This is a genomic window from Acidovorax facilis, assembly GCF_050626955.1.
GTDB lineage: Bacteria > Pseudomonadota > Gammaproteobacteria > Burkholderiales > Burkholderiaceae_C > Acidovorax > Acidovorax facilis.
In genome coordinates this window covers 1,145,254-1,160,095 of record NZ_CP192460.1, presented here as the reverse complement: position 1 = coordinate 1,160,095, position 14,842 = coordinate 1,145,254, and the positions used below count along the sequence as shown (strand labels likewise).

General features: G+C 62.7%; 14 protein-coding genes. 3 read left to right on the top strand and 11 right to left on the bottom strand.

Features of this window, described 5'->3' with window-relative positions:
* Positions 1–57: 57 nt before the first annotated feature.
* From folP to ACQ4MJ_RS05250, 3 genes are all read right to left on the bottom strand, one after another.
* Positions 58–885, bottom strand: a complete 828-nt coding sequence (gene folP, locus ACQ4MJ_RS05260; protein ID WP_431149640.1) for a dihydropteroate synthase — start codon at positions 883–885, stop codon at positions 58–60.
* 116 nt (positions 886–1,001) lie between these two features.
* Positions 1,002–2,921 (bottom strand): ATP-dependent zinc metalloprotease FtsH, encoded by a 1,920-nt coding sequence (ftsH, locus tag ACQ4MJ_RS05255; RefSeq protein WP_055398225.1) that lies wholly within the window; start codon positions 2,919–2,921, stop codon positions 1,002–1,004.
* Between the two features lie 175 nt (positions 2,922–3,096).
* A complete protein-coding gene (locus ACQ4MJ_RS05250; protein WP_055398226.1) occupies positions 3,097–3,759 on the bottom strand; it encodes an RlmE family RNA methyltransferase in 663 nt (220 codons plus the stop codon).
* Between the two features lie 47 nt (positions 3,760–3,806).
* Between ACQ4MJ_RS05250 and ACQ4MJ_RS05245 the strand changes: the two genes are divergently transcribed.
* Complete coding sequence (locus ACQ4MJ_RS05245; RefSeq protein WP_431149641.1) at positions 3,807–4,280, top strand: YhbY family RNA-binding protein; 474 nt, start codon at positions 3,807–3,809, stop codon at positions 4,278–4,280.
* On the top strand, positions 4,280–5,065 hold the full coding sequence (locus tag ACQ4MJ_RS05240) for a hypothetical protein (protein WP_055398228.1): 786 nt from the start codon (positions 4,280–4,282) through the stop codon (positions 5,063–5,065). The genes ACQ4MJ_RS05245 and ACQ4MJ_RS05240 overlap by 1 nt, the downstream gene beginning before the upstream one ends.
* A 39-nt stretch (positions 5,066–5,104) precedes the next feature.
* On the opposite strand, the gene ACQ4MJ_RS05235 is transcribed toward ACQ4MJ_RS05240, so the two are convergent.
* The 5 genes from ACQ4MJ_RS05235 to carA all read right to left on the bottom strand — a co-directional run bounded on the left by ACQ4MJ_RS05235 (position 5,105) and on the right by carA (position 11,127).
* Positions 5,105–5,563, bottom strand: a complete 459-nt coding sequence (locus ACQ4MJ_RS05235; RefSeq protein WP_055398229.1) for a DUF4149 domain-containing protein — start codon at positions 5,561–5,563, stop codon at positions 5,105–5,107.
* Between the two features lie 11 nt (positions 5,564–5,574).
* Entirely contained in the window at positions 5,575–6,051 is a 477-nt protein-coding gene (gene greA, locus ACQ4MJ_RS05230) for a transcription elongation factor GreA (protein WP_055398230.1), read from the bottom strand.
* A gap of 180 nt (positions 6,052–6,231) precedes the next feature.
* Positions 6,232–9,498 (bottom strand): carbamoyl-phosphate synthase large subunit, encoded by a 3,267-nt coding sequence (gene carB, locus ACQ4MJ_RS05225; protein WP_431149643.1) that lies wholly within the window; start codon positions 9,496–9,498, stop codon positions 6,232–6,234.
* Positions 9,499–9,508: 10 nt separating this feature from the next.
* Positions 9,509–9,934, bottom strand: coding sequence for a hypothetical protein (locus ACQ4MJ_RS05220; RefSeq protein WP_055398232.1), 426 nt, complete (start codon positions 9,932–9,934; stop codon positions 9,509–9,511).
* A gap of 20 nt (positions 9,935–9,954) precedes the next feature.
* Positions 9,955–11,127 (bottom strand): glutamine-hydrolyzing carbamoyl-phosphate synthase small subunit, encoded by a 1,173-nt coding sequence (carA, locus tag ACQ4MJ_RS05215; protein ID WP_431149644.1) that lies wholly within the window; start codon positions 11,125–11,127, stop codon positions 9,955–9,957.
* A gap of 288 nt (positions 11,128–11,415) precedes the next feature.
* Between carA and ACQ4MJ_RS05210 the strand changes: the two genes are divergently transcribed.
* The gene (locus ACQ4MJ_RS05210) at positions 11,416–12,231 is read left to right on the top strand and encodes a hypothetical protein (protein WP_431149645.1); all 816 of its coding nucleotides are present in this window, start codon (positions 11,416–11,418) and stop codon (positions 12,229–12,231) included.
* A 60-nt stretch (positions 12,232–12,291) separates the two neighbouring features.
* Here ACQ4MJ_RS05210 and ACQ4MJ_RS05205 read toward each other — a convergent pair whose 3' ends face one another.
* From ACQ4MJ_RS05205 to lpxB, 3 genes are read right to left on the bottom strand one after another with little or no spacing between them, the layout of a single operon-like run.
* Entirely contained in the window at positions 12,292–13,065 is a 774-nt protein-coding gene (locus ACQ4MJ_RS05205) for a TrmH family RNA methyltransferase (RefSeq protein ID WP_431149646.1), read from the bottom strand.
* A 12-nt stretch (positions 13,066–13,077) separates the two neighbouring features.
* Complete coding sequence (gene rnhB, locus ACQ4MJ_RS05200; protein ID WP_121505971.1) at positions 13,078–13,704, bottom strand: ribonuclease HII; 627 nt, start codon at positions 13,702–13,704, stop codon at positions 13,078–13,080.
* Positions 13,670–14,833, bottom strand: coding sequence for a lipid-A-disaccharide synthase (gene lpxB / locus ACQ4MJ_RS05195; RefSeq protein ID WP_431149648.1), 1,164 nt, complete (start codon positions 14,831–14,833; stop codon positions 13,670–13,672). Before lpxB ends, rnhB begins: the two co-directional genes overlap by 35 nt.
* Positions 14,834–14,842: the final 9 nt, after the last annotated feature.

The window sequence follows — 14,842 nt, the reverse complement described above, 5'->3', positions numbered from 1 at the left end:
GCCAAAGGGTCTGGCATGCGCCCATCCATACAACGCCCCAGCCTCCGGAAGACCCCGTCAGACCGCTTGCATTGCACGCCACACCGCGAGCGCCGCCACGGTTTCGCGGACATCGTGCACGCGCACCACAGAAGCTCCACGCTCCACGGCCAACACCGCCGCCGCCACGCTGGGCACCATGCGCTGCTCTACCGCCAGGCCCGTCACCGCGCCCAGCGAGGACTTGCGGGACCAGCCTGCCAGAAGAGGATAGCCTGCAGCCCGCAGCACCGACTGGTGCGCCAGCAGCGCAAAATTCTGTTCCACCGTTTTGCCAAAACCAATACCCGGGTCCAGCACAATCCGGTTCTTTTCGACCCCTAGCGCTTGCAGGTCAAGCGCAGAGCGCTGCAAAAAGTATAGCACCTGCTGTACCACATCGCCCTCCATCGGGGCCACCTGCATGGTTTGGGGATCGCGGTGCATGTGCATCAGGCACACCCCACATTGCGGGTGCGATGCCACCACCTCTGCGGCACCCGGCTGGCGCAATGCCCAGATGTCATTGATGATGTCCGCGCCCAGGTCCAGCACCGCGCGCATGACCTCGGGCTTGTAGGTATCGATGGAGATAGGAACCCCCAGGGACACCGCGCCCTGCACCAGAGGCACCACACGCGCCAGCTCTTCGTCCAGCGGCACCGCCGGACTGCCGGGGCGCGTGGACTCCCCGCCAATGTCCAGAATGTGTGCCCCGTCGCGGAGCAACTGCTCGCAATGCCGCAGGGCCGCAGCGGTGGAGCCATGCCGCCCGCCGTCGGAGAACGAGTCCGGCGTGACATTGACGATGCCCATCACGCGGGGCTCGGCCAGGTCAACAGAGAAACGGGAGGTCTGCCAGATCATGGGGGGATCGAGAAAAGGTCACAGGCGCCTTCCTGGTGGAGGTCGGGAGGCAGCACAACACCAGCCATGAAAAACGGGGCACAAGGCCCCGTGAGAACGGATGGACCGGCCAGCAATCAGGCGGCCGATGGTGCGGTGTCCGTCGTCACCGCAGGCGTGCCGCCGCTGGAGTTGTCGCCGCCCGAGGGAGGTGTACGGGGCGTCCAGTCCTTGGGAGGACGGGGCTCCTTGCCAGCCATAATGTCGTCCAACTGCTCGGTATCGATAGTTTCCCATTCGAGCAGGGCCTTGGCCATGGCGTGCATCTTGTCGCTGTTCTCTTCGATCAGGCGGCGGGCCAGGTTGTACTGCTCATCGATGATGCGGCGCACTTCCATGTCCACCTTTTCCATGGTCTGCTCGCTCATGGTCGTGGTCTTGGTCACCGAACGGCCCAGGAACACTTCGCCTTCGTTCTCGGCGTAGACCATAGGCCCCAGGGCATCGGTCATGCCGTAGCGGGTGACCATGTCGCGGGCAATGTGCGTGGCACGCTCGAAGTCATTGCTGGCCCCAGTGGTCATCTGGTTCATGAACACTTCTTCAGCGATGCGGCCACCAAACAGCATGCTGATCTGGTTGAGCATGTATTCGCGATCGTAGCTGTAGCGGTCCTGGGCAGGCAGGCTCATCGTCACGCCCAGGGCACGGCCACGGGGAATGATGGTGACCTTGTGCACGGGGTCGCACTTGGGCAGCAGCTTGCCAATGAGGGCGTGGCCAGACTCGTGGTAGGCCGTGTTGCGACGCTCTTCCTCGGGCATGACCATGCTTTTGCGCTCGGGGCCCATGAGGATCTTGTCCTTGGCCTTCTCGAAGTCCTGCATCTCGACGGTACGGGCATTGCGGCGCGCAGCCATCAGGGCAGCTTCATTGCACAGGTTGGCCAGATCGGCACCGCTCATGCCAGGGGTGCCACGGGCAATGATGCCAGGGGCCACGTCCTGACCAATCGGGATCTTGCGCATGTGCACGTTCAGGATCTGCTCGCGGCCACGGATATCGGGCAGCGTCACATAGACCTGACGGTCGAAACGGCCAGGGCGCAGCAGGGCGGCGTCCAGGATGTCGGGGCGGTTGGTGGCAGCCACCACGATCACGCCCAGGTTGGTTTCGAAGCCGTCCATCTCAACCAGCATCTGGTTGAGGGTCTGTTCGCGCTCGTCGTTGCCACCGCCCAGGCCAGCACCACGCTGGCGGCCCACCGCGTCGATTTCATCGATGAAGATGATGCACGGAGCGTTCTTCTTGGCGTTGTCGAACATGTCGCGCACACGGGCCGCGCCCACGCCGACAAACATTTCCACAAAATCGGAGCCCGAGATGCTGAAGAACGGCACCTTGGCTTCGCCTGCGATGGACTTGGCAAGCAGGGTCTTGCCGGTGCCAGGGGGGCCCACCAGCAGCAGGCCGCGTGGGATGCGGCCACCCAGCTTTTGGAATTTCTGCGGATCTTTCAGGAAGTCCACGACTTCCTTGACTTCTTCCTTGGCCTCGTCGCAACCCGCCACGTCCGCGAACGTGACCTGGTTGTTGTTTTCGTCGAGCATGCGCGCCTTGCTCTTGCCGAAGCTGAAGGCACCGCCCTTGCCGCCGCCCTGCATCTGACGCATGAAGTACACCCACACGCCGATCAGTAGCAGCATGGGGCCCCAACTGACCAGGAGGGTCATGAGCAGGGAGCCTTCTTCACGGGGCTTGACGTCGAACTTGACGTTGTTGTTGATGAGATCGCCCACAAGGCCACGGTCCAGATAGGTGGCGGTCGTGCGGATCTTGCGGTCGTCATTGGTGACGGCCACGATCTCGGTGCCGCCCTGGCCTTCCTGGATGGTCGCGCTCTTGATGCGGTTGCTGCGGACTTCCTCCAAGAACTCCGAGTAGCCGACGTGGCCTGCGCTGGCTCCGGCACGGGTGTCAAACTGTTTGAACACCGTGAACAGCACCATGGCAATAACCAGCCACACGGCAATTTTTGAAAACCACTGATTGTTCAAGCGGGGCTCCAGTTGCGGGAAACAGAAAACGGACACACTGCCGTCATGGCACGCATGTGCGGCCCATTTTAGGTGTTTCAAGCCACCCGGCCATCCCTATTCCCCCTAGCGGCCATGGAAACAGCACGGGCTTTAGGGTCGAAATTCACGGATTCTTGACCTGAGGCAAGCCCGTTCAGGCGGTCTTCTTGAGGCCCATGCCCACCAGAAAGGTCTCGGACGATTTGTCGCGGGAGGCCTTGGGCTTCAACGGCTTGACCACTTTGAAGGTCTGTTTGAACAGCGTGACCAGATCGCTGTAGCCGCTGCCATGGAACAGCTTGACTACCAGGGCCCCATCCGGTTTCAAATGGTTGCAAGCAAACTCCACAGCCAGTTCGACCAGATGGGCAATGCGCGCAGCGTCGGCCGATTCGATACCGGACAGATTGGGAGCCATGTCCGAAACGACAACATCCACCACCCGGCCATCCAGGGCCTGCTCCAGGCGCTCCAGCACCTCCGCCTCACGAAAATCACCGTTGATATAGGTAACGCCCTCGATGGGCTCCATGGGCAGAAGGTCTAGCGCAATGATGGTGCCGTTGAGTTGGCCCGCTGCAGCCCCCCCGGGCGACATGCGCCTGCGCAGGTACTGGCTCCAGGCGCCCGGCGTGGAACCCAGATCCACCACGGTGTAACCGGGTTTGATGAGGCCTAGCTGTTCGTCGATTTCCTTGAGCTTATAGGCGGCGCGTGCCCGATATCCCTCTTTCTGGGCCAATTTGACATAGGTGTCGTTGACATGGTCGTTCAACCACGCCTTGTTGACCTTCTTGCTTTGGGTTTTGACTTTCATACCGCTCCATTGTCTCTCGACAATCAGCACCGCCGATAATACGGCCCATGCCCCAAATTCAACTGACTCCCGCCGAGCGCCGGGAACAACGCGCCAATGCCCACCACCTGGACCCCGTCGTCCTGGTCGGCGGCGATGGACTCACCCCTGCGGTCAAGAAGGAAATCGACGCCGCCCTGAACGCCCATGGCCTGATCAAGGTGCGCGTTTTCAGCGATGACCGCGTGGCGCGCGAGCTGATGTACCAGGAGCTGACCGCCGAACTCAACGCAGCCCCCATCCAGCACATCGGCAAGCTGCTGGTACTGTGGCGCCCCCAACCCGTCAAGGAACGTACGGTCGATGAGGACCGCATGCCCGGCCCACGCGACGTCAAGGTGCTCAAATACAGCAAGCGCGGCGGCCAGCGCCCCGAGATCAAGCAACTGCGCGTGCTGGGCAACCAGCGCCTCACTTCGGGCGGCCAGATCAAGCGCGCCAAGCCCAAGCAAAAATCCATCAAGAAGCGCCAGGCAGACTGATGAGCCACGATGCAGGTTCGGCAGTACCTGCAAACTTTGCAGCACCTGCCGGCATGGCGCCCGTCCGCCACATCCTCTGCATGAAGTGGGGCACGAAATACGGCCCCGAATACGTCAACCGGCTGTATGCCATGGTGCGCAGGCACCTGAGCGGGGATTTTCGCTTTGTCTGCCTGACCGATGACAGCACGGGCATCCGCAGCGAAGTGCAGTGCCTGCCCATCCCCGCACTCGATCTGCCACCCGGCATCCCCGAGCGGGGCTGGACCAAGCTGGTCACTTTCAGCAAGGACCTGCACGGACTTCGAGGCACGGCCTTGTTCCTGGATGTGGACGTGGTCATCACCGGCAGCCTGGACGATTTTTTCACCCAGCCGGGTGAATTCCTGATCATCCACGACTACAAGCGCCCCTGGCGCATCACGGGCAACTCCTCGGTCTATCGCTTTGAGCTGGGAGCTCACCCCGACGTGCTGGAGCACTTTCGCGCGCATTTCTCAGAAATTCGTGAGCAGTTTCGCAACGAGCAGGCCTACTTGTCGGACTTCCTGCACCGGCAGGGCAAGTTGCAATACTGGCCTGCGGCGTGGTGCCCGAGTTTCAAATACCACGGGATACCGCCCTGGCCGACCAACTACTGGCGGCCGCCGTTTGTGCCAGCGGGCGCACGCATCGTGATCTTTCATGGGGAATGCAATCCCCCCGATGCTTTGGCCGGGCGGCGCAACCGGCGGTTTCGCTTCATTCGTCCGGCCACATGGGTGGCGGAGCACTGGCGCGAATAGGCGGTTTGGAGGCAGCGCTGGTTGCGACCAGCGCTCGGTTCAGTCGTCTGCAGTGCCGTCAGGCCCGACCGGCAACAACGGCGGCTTCTGAACCTGGCGCAGTGTTTGCCACAACACGGCCAGTGCGCAGCACCACTGCAGCACATACATCACCGTCCCCACGCTGTGCCACAGGCGCAAATCCTGCCGCGCCACGATACGCGGCGCCACGCCAAACTGCGTGAGCAACGCCAGCAGCATGCCACCAAGTATAAAAACCATAGCAGCTTGCGCCCATGGATACTGCGCTATCGCCTGTTTTGGCCTTGAAATCAGCAGCAGAACCAGACAGCAGGCGACAGCCACCCAGGTCTGCGCCGCAAACAGCTTGGCCGCCATGTTGCCCGCCACCATGGGCGACGGAAGGTGGGCAAACAGCATGGGAACGACCAGAAACCCGATGGTAGTCAGGCTGCCCCACCAGAGCGCAGCGACCAGGGCAGGAAGGCGGTGGAACATGCCGTTCCCGCTCACTGGTAGCTGACCGCCACCACTTCGTAGCGGCGAATCCCGCCGGGAGCCTGCACTTCGGCGGTATCGCCCTCTTCCTTGCCGATCAAGGCACGGGCGATAGGGCTCGAGATATTGATGAGCCCTTGCTTCAGATCCGCCTCGTCCTCGCCCACGATCTGGTATTTCACGAGGTCGCCAGACTCTTCGTCTTCCAGTTCGACCGTGGCGCCAAAGACGACCTTGCCGCCGCCATCCACGGCGCTGGGGTCGATCACCTGCGCCACCGATAGCTTGCCCTCGATCTCCTGGATGCGGCCTTCGATGAAGCCCTGGCGGTCCTTGGCGGCGTCATAGTCAGCGTTTTCGCTGAGGTCACCCTGCGCGCGCGCTTCGGCAATTGCCGTGATCACAGCGGGGCGCTCTACGGTCTTGAGGCGGTGCAGTTCTTCCTTGAGCTTTTCAGCACCGCGCTTGGTAATCGGAATGGTGGCCATCGTGTTGCGTCTCCATAAATCAAAACGGTGAAAGCGCCAGAAGCACTTCCACCGGTCAATCGCCAGGCATGCCCGCGCTGCGCTGGGCGATGCGAATGGCAAGTCTACAAAAGGAAACCGCCGCACGTTGCCGCGCGGCGGTGTCTGTTCAGGCGGCAATTATGCCGCTTTTGCCGATGCTCAGGCAGCCAGTTGGGCGTGCAGCTCCTGCACCGAGTACACGTCGAGCTTGTCCAGGTACTTCATGCCCTCCACCGCCGCCTCGGCGCCAAAGATGGTCGTGAACGTGGTCACGCGGGCCAGCAGCGACGAGGTGCGGATCGCACGCGAATCGGCAATCGCATTGCGGCGCTCTTCCACGGTGTTGATGACCATGACGATCTCGTTGTTCTTGATCATGTCCACGATGTGCGGGCGGCCTTCGGTCACCTTGTTGACCACGCCCACAGGCACGCCAGCTTCGGCAATAGCAGCTGCAGTGCCCTTGGTCGCCACCAGCTCAAAGCCCAGCGCCACCAGTTGGCGGGCGATGTCCACGGCACGCGGCTTGTCGGCATTCTTCACCGTGAGGAACACCTTGCCCGATGTGGGCAGCTTGGTGCCAGCACCCAGCTGGCTCTTCACAAAGGCTTCGCCAAAGGTTTTGCCCACGCCCATGACCTCGCCGGTGGACTTCATCTCTGGGCCGAGGATGGTGTCCACGCCAGGGAACTTCACGAACGGGAACACGGCCTCCTTCACGCTGAAGTACGGCGGTGTCACTTCCTTGGTGATGCCCTGCGAGGCCAGCGTTTGACCCGCCATGCAACGCGCCGCGACCTTGGCCAGCTGGATGCCCGTGGCCTTGGAAACAAACGGCACCGTGCGCGAGGCGCGGGGGTTCACTTCCAGCACGTAGATCACGTCCTTGCCGTCCATCTCCTGGATGGCAAACTGCACGTTCATCAGTCCCACCACGTTCAGGCCCTGGGCCATGGCGGCGGTCTGGCGCTTGATCTCGTCGATGGTGGGCTGCGACAGGTAGTACGGGGGCAGTGAGCAGGCGGAGTCGCCGCTGTGCACGCCCGCCTGCTCGATGTGTTCCATGACCCCGCCGATGAAGGTGACGCCCGCCGAATCGCGCACGCAGTCCACGTCGCACTCGATAGCGTTGGAGAGGAAGCGGTCGAGCAGCACGGGCGAGTCGTTGCTTACCTTCACGGCCTCGCGCATGTAGCGCTCTAGGTCGCGCTGCTCGTGCACGATTTCCATCGCGCGGCCGCCCAGCACGTAGCTGGGGCGCACCACCAGGGGGTAGCCCAGAGCGGCAGCCTTTTCCAGGGCTTCGGGTTCGGTGCGTGCCGTAGCGTTGGGCGGCTGGCGCAGGCCGAGCTCACCCAGCAGCTTCTGGAAGCGCTCGCGGTCTTCAGCCGCATCGATCATGTCGGGGCTGGTGCCGATGATCGGGACGCCAGCGGCCTCCAGACCCAGGGCAAGCTTCAGGGGCGTCTGGCCGCCGTACTGCACGATCACGCCGACTGGCTTTTCCTTGTCCACAATCTCCAGCACGTCTTCGAGCGTCACGGGCTCGAAGTACAGGCGGTCGGAGGTGTCATAGTCGGTGGAGACGGTCTCGGGGTTGCAGTTGACCATGATGGTCTCGTAGCCGTCTTCGCGCATAGCGAGGGCCGCATGCACGCAGCAGTAGTCGAACTCGATGCCCTGGCCGATGCGGTTGGGGCCACCGCCCAGCACCATGATCTTCTTGTTGTTCGTAGGCTCCGACTCGCATTCGGCGACACCACCGTGGGTGGCGACTTCGTAAGTGGAGTACAGGTACGCGGTGTTGGTGGCGAACTCGGCCGCGCAGGTGTCCACACGCTTGTACACGGGGCGCACTTTGAGCGCACGGCGTGCTTCGCGCACAGCCTTCTCGGTGGTCTTGAGCAGCTTGGCCAAGCGGCGGTCGGAGAAGCCTTTTTGCTTGAGCGCGAGCAGCGTGCCGGCATCCAGCGCCGCCAGGGCACCGTCACCCTTTTCGGCCACCAGCTTGTCGATGTCCAGCTCGATCTTCACGATTTGCTCAATCTGCACCAGGAACCATTTGTCGATCTTGGTCAGCTCGAACACTTCGTCGACCGAAAGACCCATGGCAAACGCATCGCCCACGTACCAGATGCGCTCAGGGCCGGGCTCGCCCAGTTCTTTTTCGAGCGTCTCGCGGTCCTGGGTTTTCTCGTTCATGCCGTCCACGCCAACTTCCAGGCCGCGCAGGGCTTTCTGGAAGGACTCCTGGAAGGTGCGGCCCATGGCCATGACCTCGCCCACCGACTTCATCTGCGTGGTCAGGCGGCTGTCGGCCGTGGGGAATTTTTCGAACGCAAAACGTGGGATCTTGGTGACCACGTAATCGATCGAAGGCTCGAACGATGCGGGCGTGGCGCCGCCCGTGATTTCGTTCTTGAGCTCATCCAGTGTGTAGCCCACGGCCAGCTTGGCGGCGACCTTGGCAATCGGGAAACCCGTGGCCTTGGACGCCAGCGCCGACGAACGCGACACGCGCGGGTTCATCTCGATGACGATCATGCGGCCATCCTTCGGGTTGACCGAGAACTGCACATTGGAGCCGCCCGTGTCCACACCAATTTCACGCAGCACTGCCAGCGAGGCGTTGCGCATGATCTGGTATTCCTTGTCGGTCAGCGTCTGCGCGGGGGCCACGGTGATCGAGTCGCCCGTGTGCACACCCATCGGGTCCAGGTTTTCGATGGAGCAGATGATGATGCAGTTGTCCGCCTTGTCGCGGACCACTTCCATCTCGTACTCCTTCCAGCCAAGCAGCGACTCTTCAATCAGCAGCTCGTTGGTGGGCGACGCTTCGAGGCCGCGCTTGCAGATGGTCTCGAACTCTTCAGGGTTGTAGGCAATGCCGCCGCCGGTCCCGCCCAGCGTGAAGCTGGGGCGGATCACCGTGGGGAAACCCACGGTCTTTTGCACGGCCCAGGCTTCGTCCATGCTGTGGGCGATGCCGGAGCGCGCGGAGCCCAGACCAATCTTGGTCATGGCGTCCTTGAACTTCAAGCGGTCTTCGGCCTTGTCGATGGCTTCGGGGGTGGCGCCGATCAACTCGACCTTGTACTTGTCGAGCACGCCGTTGTGCCACAGGTCCAGCGCGCAGTTGAGCGCAGTCTGGCCACCCATGGTGGGCAGGATCGCGTCGGGACGCTCCTTGGCGATGATCTTCTCGACCGTCTGCCAAGTGATAGGCTCGATGTAGGTGACGTCGGCCGTGGCCGGGTCGGTCATGATCGTCGCAGGGTTGCTGTTGATCAGGATGACCTTGTAGCCCTCTTCGCGCAGGGCCTTGCAGGCCTGTACGCCGGAGTAGTCGAACTCGCAGGCCTGGCCGATGATGATGGGGCCAGCGCCGATGATGAGGATGCTTTTGATGTCTGTGCGTTTTGGCATGGTGCGTCGATCAGTCGATCGTGGGTTCGGCTGCCTGGGGGCTGGGGGTTGGGGCAGAGGCTGCTGTTGCATCTGCGGGCAAACGCCGCTGGGTCAACTTGGCAAGCAGCGCCTCGGCGCGTGCGGGAGGAAGGTTCTTCTGCATCAGCTGCAGCAGGCCGTCGCCCTGGATCAGTGGGCGCAAGACTTCTTCTTCCGCGTCATAAAACGTCACTTCCCACTCCTGCAGCAGCTCTGCAAAGGCGGCATCGTCCAGCGTCTTGCCCTTGGCCACGAGCGTGACGAGCGGCATGGCCTTGTTCTCGACGAACGCTTTCTTGTAGGGCTTTTGCGCCCAACGTTCCGTGAACCACTCACGGTGGGGCGAAGGCAGGGTCAGGACACGCTTGTGGATCGCCTTTTCCAGCGATGCAAGGGGGAAGCTGAACAGTTTCATGGTGCTGTTTCCTTCCGCGCTTAACCGGCTTTTGCCGCGCGCATGGCGTCGGTGAAGCGGTCAAAGAGGTATGCGATGTCGTGCGGACCGGGGGATGCCTCAGGATGCCCCTGGAAACAGAAAGCGGGCTTGTCCTTGTGGACCAGCCCTTGCAGCGTGCCGTCAAACAGGCTGACGTGCGTGGCGCGCAGATGGGCAGGAAGCGATTCCATGTCCACCGCAAAACCGTGGTTCTGGCTCGTGATGCTCACGCGGCCCGAGTCCAGGTCCTTCACCGGGTGGTTGGCACCATGGTGGCTGTGGGTCATCTTGAAGGTCTTGGCACCAGCAGCCAGGGCCATGATCTGGTGCCCCAGGCAGATGCCGAACGTGGGCATGCCACTGTCCACAATCGTGCGTGTCGCTGCAATCGCGTAGTCGCAAGGCTCTGGGTCGCCAGGGCCGTTGGACAGGAAAACACCATCGGGTTTGAGAGCCAGCACATCAGCGGCCGGCGTCTTTGCTGGCACCACGGTGACCTTGCAGCCGCGTTCCGCCAGCATGCGCAGGATGTTCTTCTTGACGCCAAAGTCGTACGCCACTACGTGAAACTGTGGGGCCGACAGTTCGCCGTAGCCAGTACCCAGTTTCCACTCTGTCTGCGTCCACTCATAACGCGCTGCCGTGGTCACCACCTGGGCCAGGTCCAGCCCGGCCATGTTGGGGGCCGCCTTGGCCTTGGCGATGGCTTCGTCGATGAGCGCCTGCGTGATAGCCTGCCCTGCGGCAAGGCCGATGATGGTGCCGTTTTGCGCACCCTTGCTGCGCAGCAGGCGCGTGAGCTTTCGGGTGTCGATGTTGGCGATGGCAACGGTCTTCTCACGCACGAGGTACTGCGAGAGCGTTTCCGTGGAGCGGAAGTTGCTTGCCAGCAGCGGCAGGTCTTTGATAATCAGGCCTGCGGCGTGGACCTTGTCGGCTTCGATGTCCTCCACATTGACGCCGTAGTTGCCGATGTGCGGATACGTGAGGGTCACGATCTGCTGGCAGTAGCTCGGGTCGGTGAGGATTTCCTGGTAGCCGGTGATGGCGGTGTTGAACACCACTTCGCCGACGGTGGTGCCGGTGGCACCAATCGAATTGCCGATAAAGACCGTGCCGTCTGCGAGCGCCAGGATGGCGGGCGGGAAGTTTCCCTGTAGAGACAAAAGCACTGGGTTCTCCGGATGGTTACGGTCGCCCGGCGCCTGCAGTCCACTCGTGCACGCAAAGGTACGCAAGTGCTGGTGGCTGCTCTCAGATGGGTTGTTGCTTTGGGTGCGGTCGGGCGACGCTGTTGCGAGAAAAGCTCCCGATTATATCCTTCATGGCGCGCTCACCAACAAATGCGCGTCTTGCATAACCTTGTTACGTAAGCAAGTGTTCCAGGCATTTCAGAGGACAACGGGCACCCTAGACTTCGCCCCGTTTCCCTACCGCCCCCACTCCAAAGGCTGATCCCGATGCGCATTTTTCTCCGCCCCCTCGCCCTTTTCCTGGCAGGCCTGTGTGCCGCCATGGCCGCTCAGGCCCTGGAGCTGGCGAAATACCCCCAGGTCTTCGTGGCGCCCCACGGCGTTGAAGTCGTGCTGGCCCCCACCGCAGACGGCAAGCAGGCTCTGGTGCGAGTGAGCGGCATCAACGACCCCATCGATCAGGTCGTCTTCCTGAGCCAGTTGGAGCAAAGGGGCTCGGCGCGCGAGGTATACGCCACCACGCTCGATGGCCGCAGCTATGGTCTGCTGCAAAAGCAGAACCAGGCCTATCGCAATGGCGACCACTATGTGGTGTACCTGCCAGGCAAGCGCGATGGCGTGCCACTGGCCTTCAGTGAAGAAAAGAGCAAGGCCTTCAAGCTGGCGGACCTGCTGGCCAGCTACAAAGGCCAACAAAAGCAGGGCCTGCAGGACAAGCTGGCCCGCTTTGACCGCAACAAGCGCCTGGCCAGCGTACAGGCCGAACTGACCAAGGCCGACCAGGACGCCACCGCTGCATGCGGTACGCCAGTGAAGACCAACGTTGACTGGGCCACGATTGACGACGAGAAACTCCAGTCGCTGAGCATCGGCAGCTTCTGCGGCGTGGTGGCATCAGAGCTGGAGTCCATGTGCCGCAACACTCCCGCCTTCAAAAGCACGGCACCCGGCCTGGGCTTGGTGCAATGCAAGTTCGCGCCGCAGCTGAAAATCCGGGTGGAGAACCAGCAGGTGCTGTTCAGCACGGAGAAGGACGCCCCCAACCAGGAAGAATTCGTGCGCCAGTTCCTGCGCAATATCTAAAAAAGAGTGAGGCGCTCCGCCCCCCTGAGATCTGCTGGAAACGATCAAGAAGCGGTGGCTTCAGCGCCCGGCGCCGCTCGCATGCAAGCAGATCGCTGCAGCCGCCGCCACATTCAGCGACTCTTCGCCGCCCGGTTGTGCAATGCGGATGCGCAGAGCGGCACGCTCTTCCAGTGCAGGGGAAACGCCCTGCCCTTCGTGGCCCAACACCCATGCACACGGCCAGGGCAAGGCGGCACGGTGCAGCCAGTCTCCGGCGTGCGAGCTGGTCACGAGCATGGGCACCTGCAGCGATTGAAGCTCGCCGTGCTCCACGCCCTCGATCAGGTCCAGCGCGAAATGCGCACCCATGCCCGCGCGCAGCACCTTGGGGGACCACAATGCGGCGCTGCCCTTGATGGCAACCACCTGCCGGAAGCCAAACGCGGACGCACTGCGCAGGATGGAGCCCACGTTGCCAGCGTCCTGCACACGGTCCAGCACCACGGTCGCCGCACCCGGATGCACCGCAGCGGGCGCGGGCAAATCCATGATGAAACCCATCCGAGCGGGCGACTCCAGCCCACTGATGTCGGCAAACAGTGCGTCAGCAATTACTATGATTTTCATAGCAGTTTGCACCCACTCTACCTGCGCCAGCGGCCAAAAAGACTCTGAAAACACCGCAATGGATGCGCGCTGGCCACGCTCCAGGGCCGCGCGGCAAAGGTGATCGCCCTCCAGCCAAACCCGGCCTTGCTTGCGGTAGGCCGTGGTGTCCTGCGCAAGACGGCGCAGGTCTTTCACGAACGTGTTGTCCCGCGAATGGATGGTGGTGATCGAGGAGGATGTCATGGTTGGGCAGGTTCAGCCGCGCAGATTCTGCGCCACGGGCGCAAAGGAACGCCGGTGGTGGACGCACGCGCCGTGCTCGCGCAGGGCCGCCATGTGCACCGCCGTGCCATAGCCTTTGTGGCCCGCAAATCCGTACTGGGGAAATTCTTCATGCACCTGCACACACCAGCGGTCACGGTGCACCTTGGCCAGGATGGACGCGGCCGAGATGGCCGGCACCAGCGCATCGCCCTTGACGATGGCCTCAGCCTGGATGTCGAGCGTGGGCAGCCGATTGCCATCGACGAGGACCATGACGGGCTTCAGGCGCAGCCCCATCACGGCCCGCCGCATGGCCAGCATCGTGGCCTGCAGGATGTTGAGCTGATCGATCTCTTCCACGCTGGCCTCGGCAATGCTGCAGCACAGCGCCTTGGCGCGGATTTCGTCGTAGAGCTTTTCGCGCCGGGCGGGCGTGAGCTTCTTGGAGTCAGCCAGGCCTGCGATGGGATGCAGATCGTCCAGGATGACTGCAGCAGCCACCACAGGCCCCGCCAGTGGGCCACGGCCCGCTTCATCCACGCCGGCCACAAGGCCGGGCGGGTGCCAGGGCAGGCAGGCCTGTTCAGGCAGCGGGACGGAGGATTTTCTGGATCGCATCGGCAGCCAGTTGGGGAGTGTTGCGGCGCAGGCTCTCGTGCAGCGCCGTATAGCGCTGCTCCAGGGCCGTGATTTTTTCGGGATGGTGCTGGCGGGCATCCAGCCATTGGAGTGTTGCCGCACAAAGCGCCTGGGGTGTCGCGGCATCCTGGATCAGCTCGGGCACGACGAAGTCGCCACACAGGATGTTGGGCAAGCCCACCCAGGGCTGCAACTGCTTGCGGCGCATAAGCCACCAGCTCAATGGGTGCATGTGGTAGCCAATGACCATGGGGCGCTTGAACAGGGCCGCCTCCAGCGTGGCAGTGCCACTGGCGATCAGCGTGGTGTCGCAGGCGGCGAGCACGGCGTGGGATTGCCCGGAAACGATCTGCGCCACACCGCCCAGCCCAGCCGCCTGCGCCGCTTGCACGATGCGATCACGCAGCGCCGGAACGGCGGGTACTATCAATTTAATAGCTGGTCGCGCTTTTCTGACAAGCGCTGCAGCCTCAAAGAAGGGTTGAGTGATGTAGGCGATCTCCGAAGAGCGGCTGCCCGGCAGAATGGCGAGCACCTCGTCCGTATCCTGCAGCCCGAGCTGGGCACGGGCCGCAGCGCGGTCCGGCACCATGGGAATCACACCCGCCAGCGGGTGCCCCACGTAGGTGGCTGCGATGCCATGCCGCGCGAGCAGTTCAGGCTCGAACGGAAAGATGCACAACACATGATCAGCGCTGCGGCGAATCTTCTCGACGCGTTCCGCGCGCCAGGCCCAGACGGAGGGGCACACGAAATGCACGGTCTTGATGCCCGCAGCGCGCAGGTCAGCTTCCAGCCCCAGGTTGAAATCAGGGGCATCCACACCGATGAAGACATCCGGGCTGTCCTTGAGCAACCGCTCACGCAGTTGCTTGCGAATGCCCAGCAACTCGCGCAGACGGCGCAGCACTTCCATGCTGTAGCCATGCACGGCCAACTTCTCGCTGGGCCACCAGGCATCAAAACCCCGGCGTTGCATTTGCGGGCCACCAATGCCGCAGGTCTGCAGGTCTGGCCAATGGGCCTGCATGCCGTCGATCAACAGACCGGCCAGCAGGTCGCCCGATGTCTCGCCCGCCACCATGGCGACGCGGGGGGAAGCAGCCATCACCCAGCC

Excerpts from the sequence above, each read along its gene's own strand:
- folP (WP_431149640.1), bottom strand. The coding sequence starts at position 885 with ATGATCTGGCAGACCTCCCGTTTCTCTGTTGACCTGGCCGAGCCCCGC.
- ACQ4MJ_RS05250 (WP_055398226.1), bottom strand. The coding sequence starts at position 3,759 with ATGAAAGTCAAAACCCAAAGCAAGAAGGTCAACAAGGCGTGGTTGAAC.
- ACQ4MJ_RS05245 (WP_431149641.1), top strand. The coding sequence starts at position 3,807 with ATGCCCCAAATTCAACTGACTCCCGCCGAGCGCCGGGAACAACGCGCC.
- ACQ4MJ_RS05240 (WP_055398228.1), top strand. The coding sequence starts at position 4,280 with ATGAGCCACGATGCAGGTTCGGCAGTACCTGCAAACTTTGCAGCACCT.
- ACQ4MJ_RS05235 (WP_055398229.1), bottom strand. The coding sequence starts at position 5,563 with ATGTTCCACCGCCTTCCTGCCCTGGTCGCTGCGCTCTGGTGGGGCAGC.
- greA (WP_055398230.1), bottom strand. The coding sequence starts at position 6,051 with ATGGCCACCATTCCGATTACCAAGCGCGGTGCTGAAAAGCTCAAGGAA.
- carB (WP_431149643.1), bottom strand. The coding sequence starts at position 9,498 with ATGCCAAAACGCACAGACATCAAAAGCATCCTCATCATCGGCGCTGGC.
- ACQ4MJ_RS05220 (WP_055398232.1), bottom strand. The coding sequence starts at position 9,934 with ATGAAACTGTTCAGCTTCCCCCTTGCATCGCTGGAAAAGGCGATCCAC.
- ACQ4MJ_RS05210 (WP_431149645.1), top strand. The coding sequence starts at position 11,416 with ATGCGCATTTTTCTCCGCCCCCTCGCCCTTTTCCTGGCAGGCCTGTGT.
- ACQ4MJ_RS05205 (WP_431149646.1), bottom strand. The coding sequence starts at position 13,065 with ATGACATCCTCCTCGATCACCACCATCCATTCGCGGGACAACACGTTC.
- rnhB (WP_121505971.1), bottom strand. The coding sequence starts at position 13,704 with ATGCGATCCAGAAAATCCTCCGTCCCGCTGCCTGAACAGGCCTGCCTG.
- lpxB (WP_431149648.1), bottom strand. The coding sequence starts at position 14,833 with ATGGCTGCTTCCCCCCGCGTCGCCATGGTGGCGGGCGAGACATCGGGC.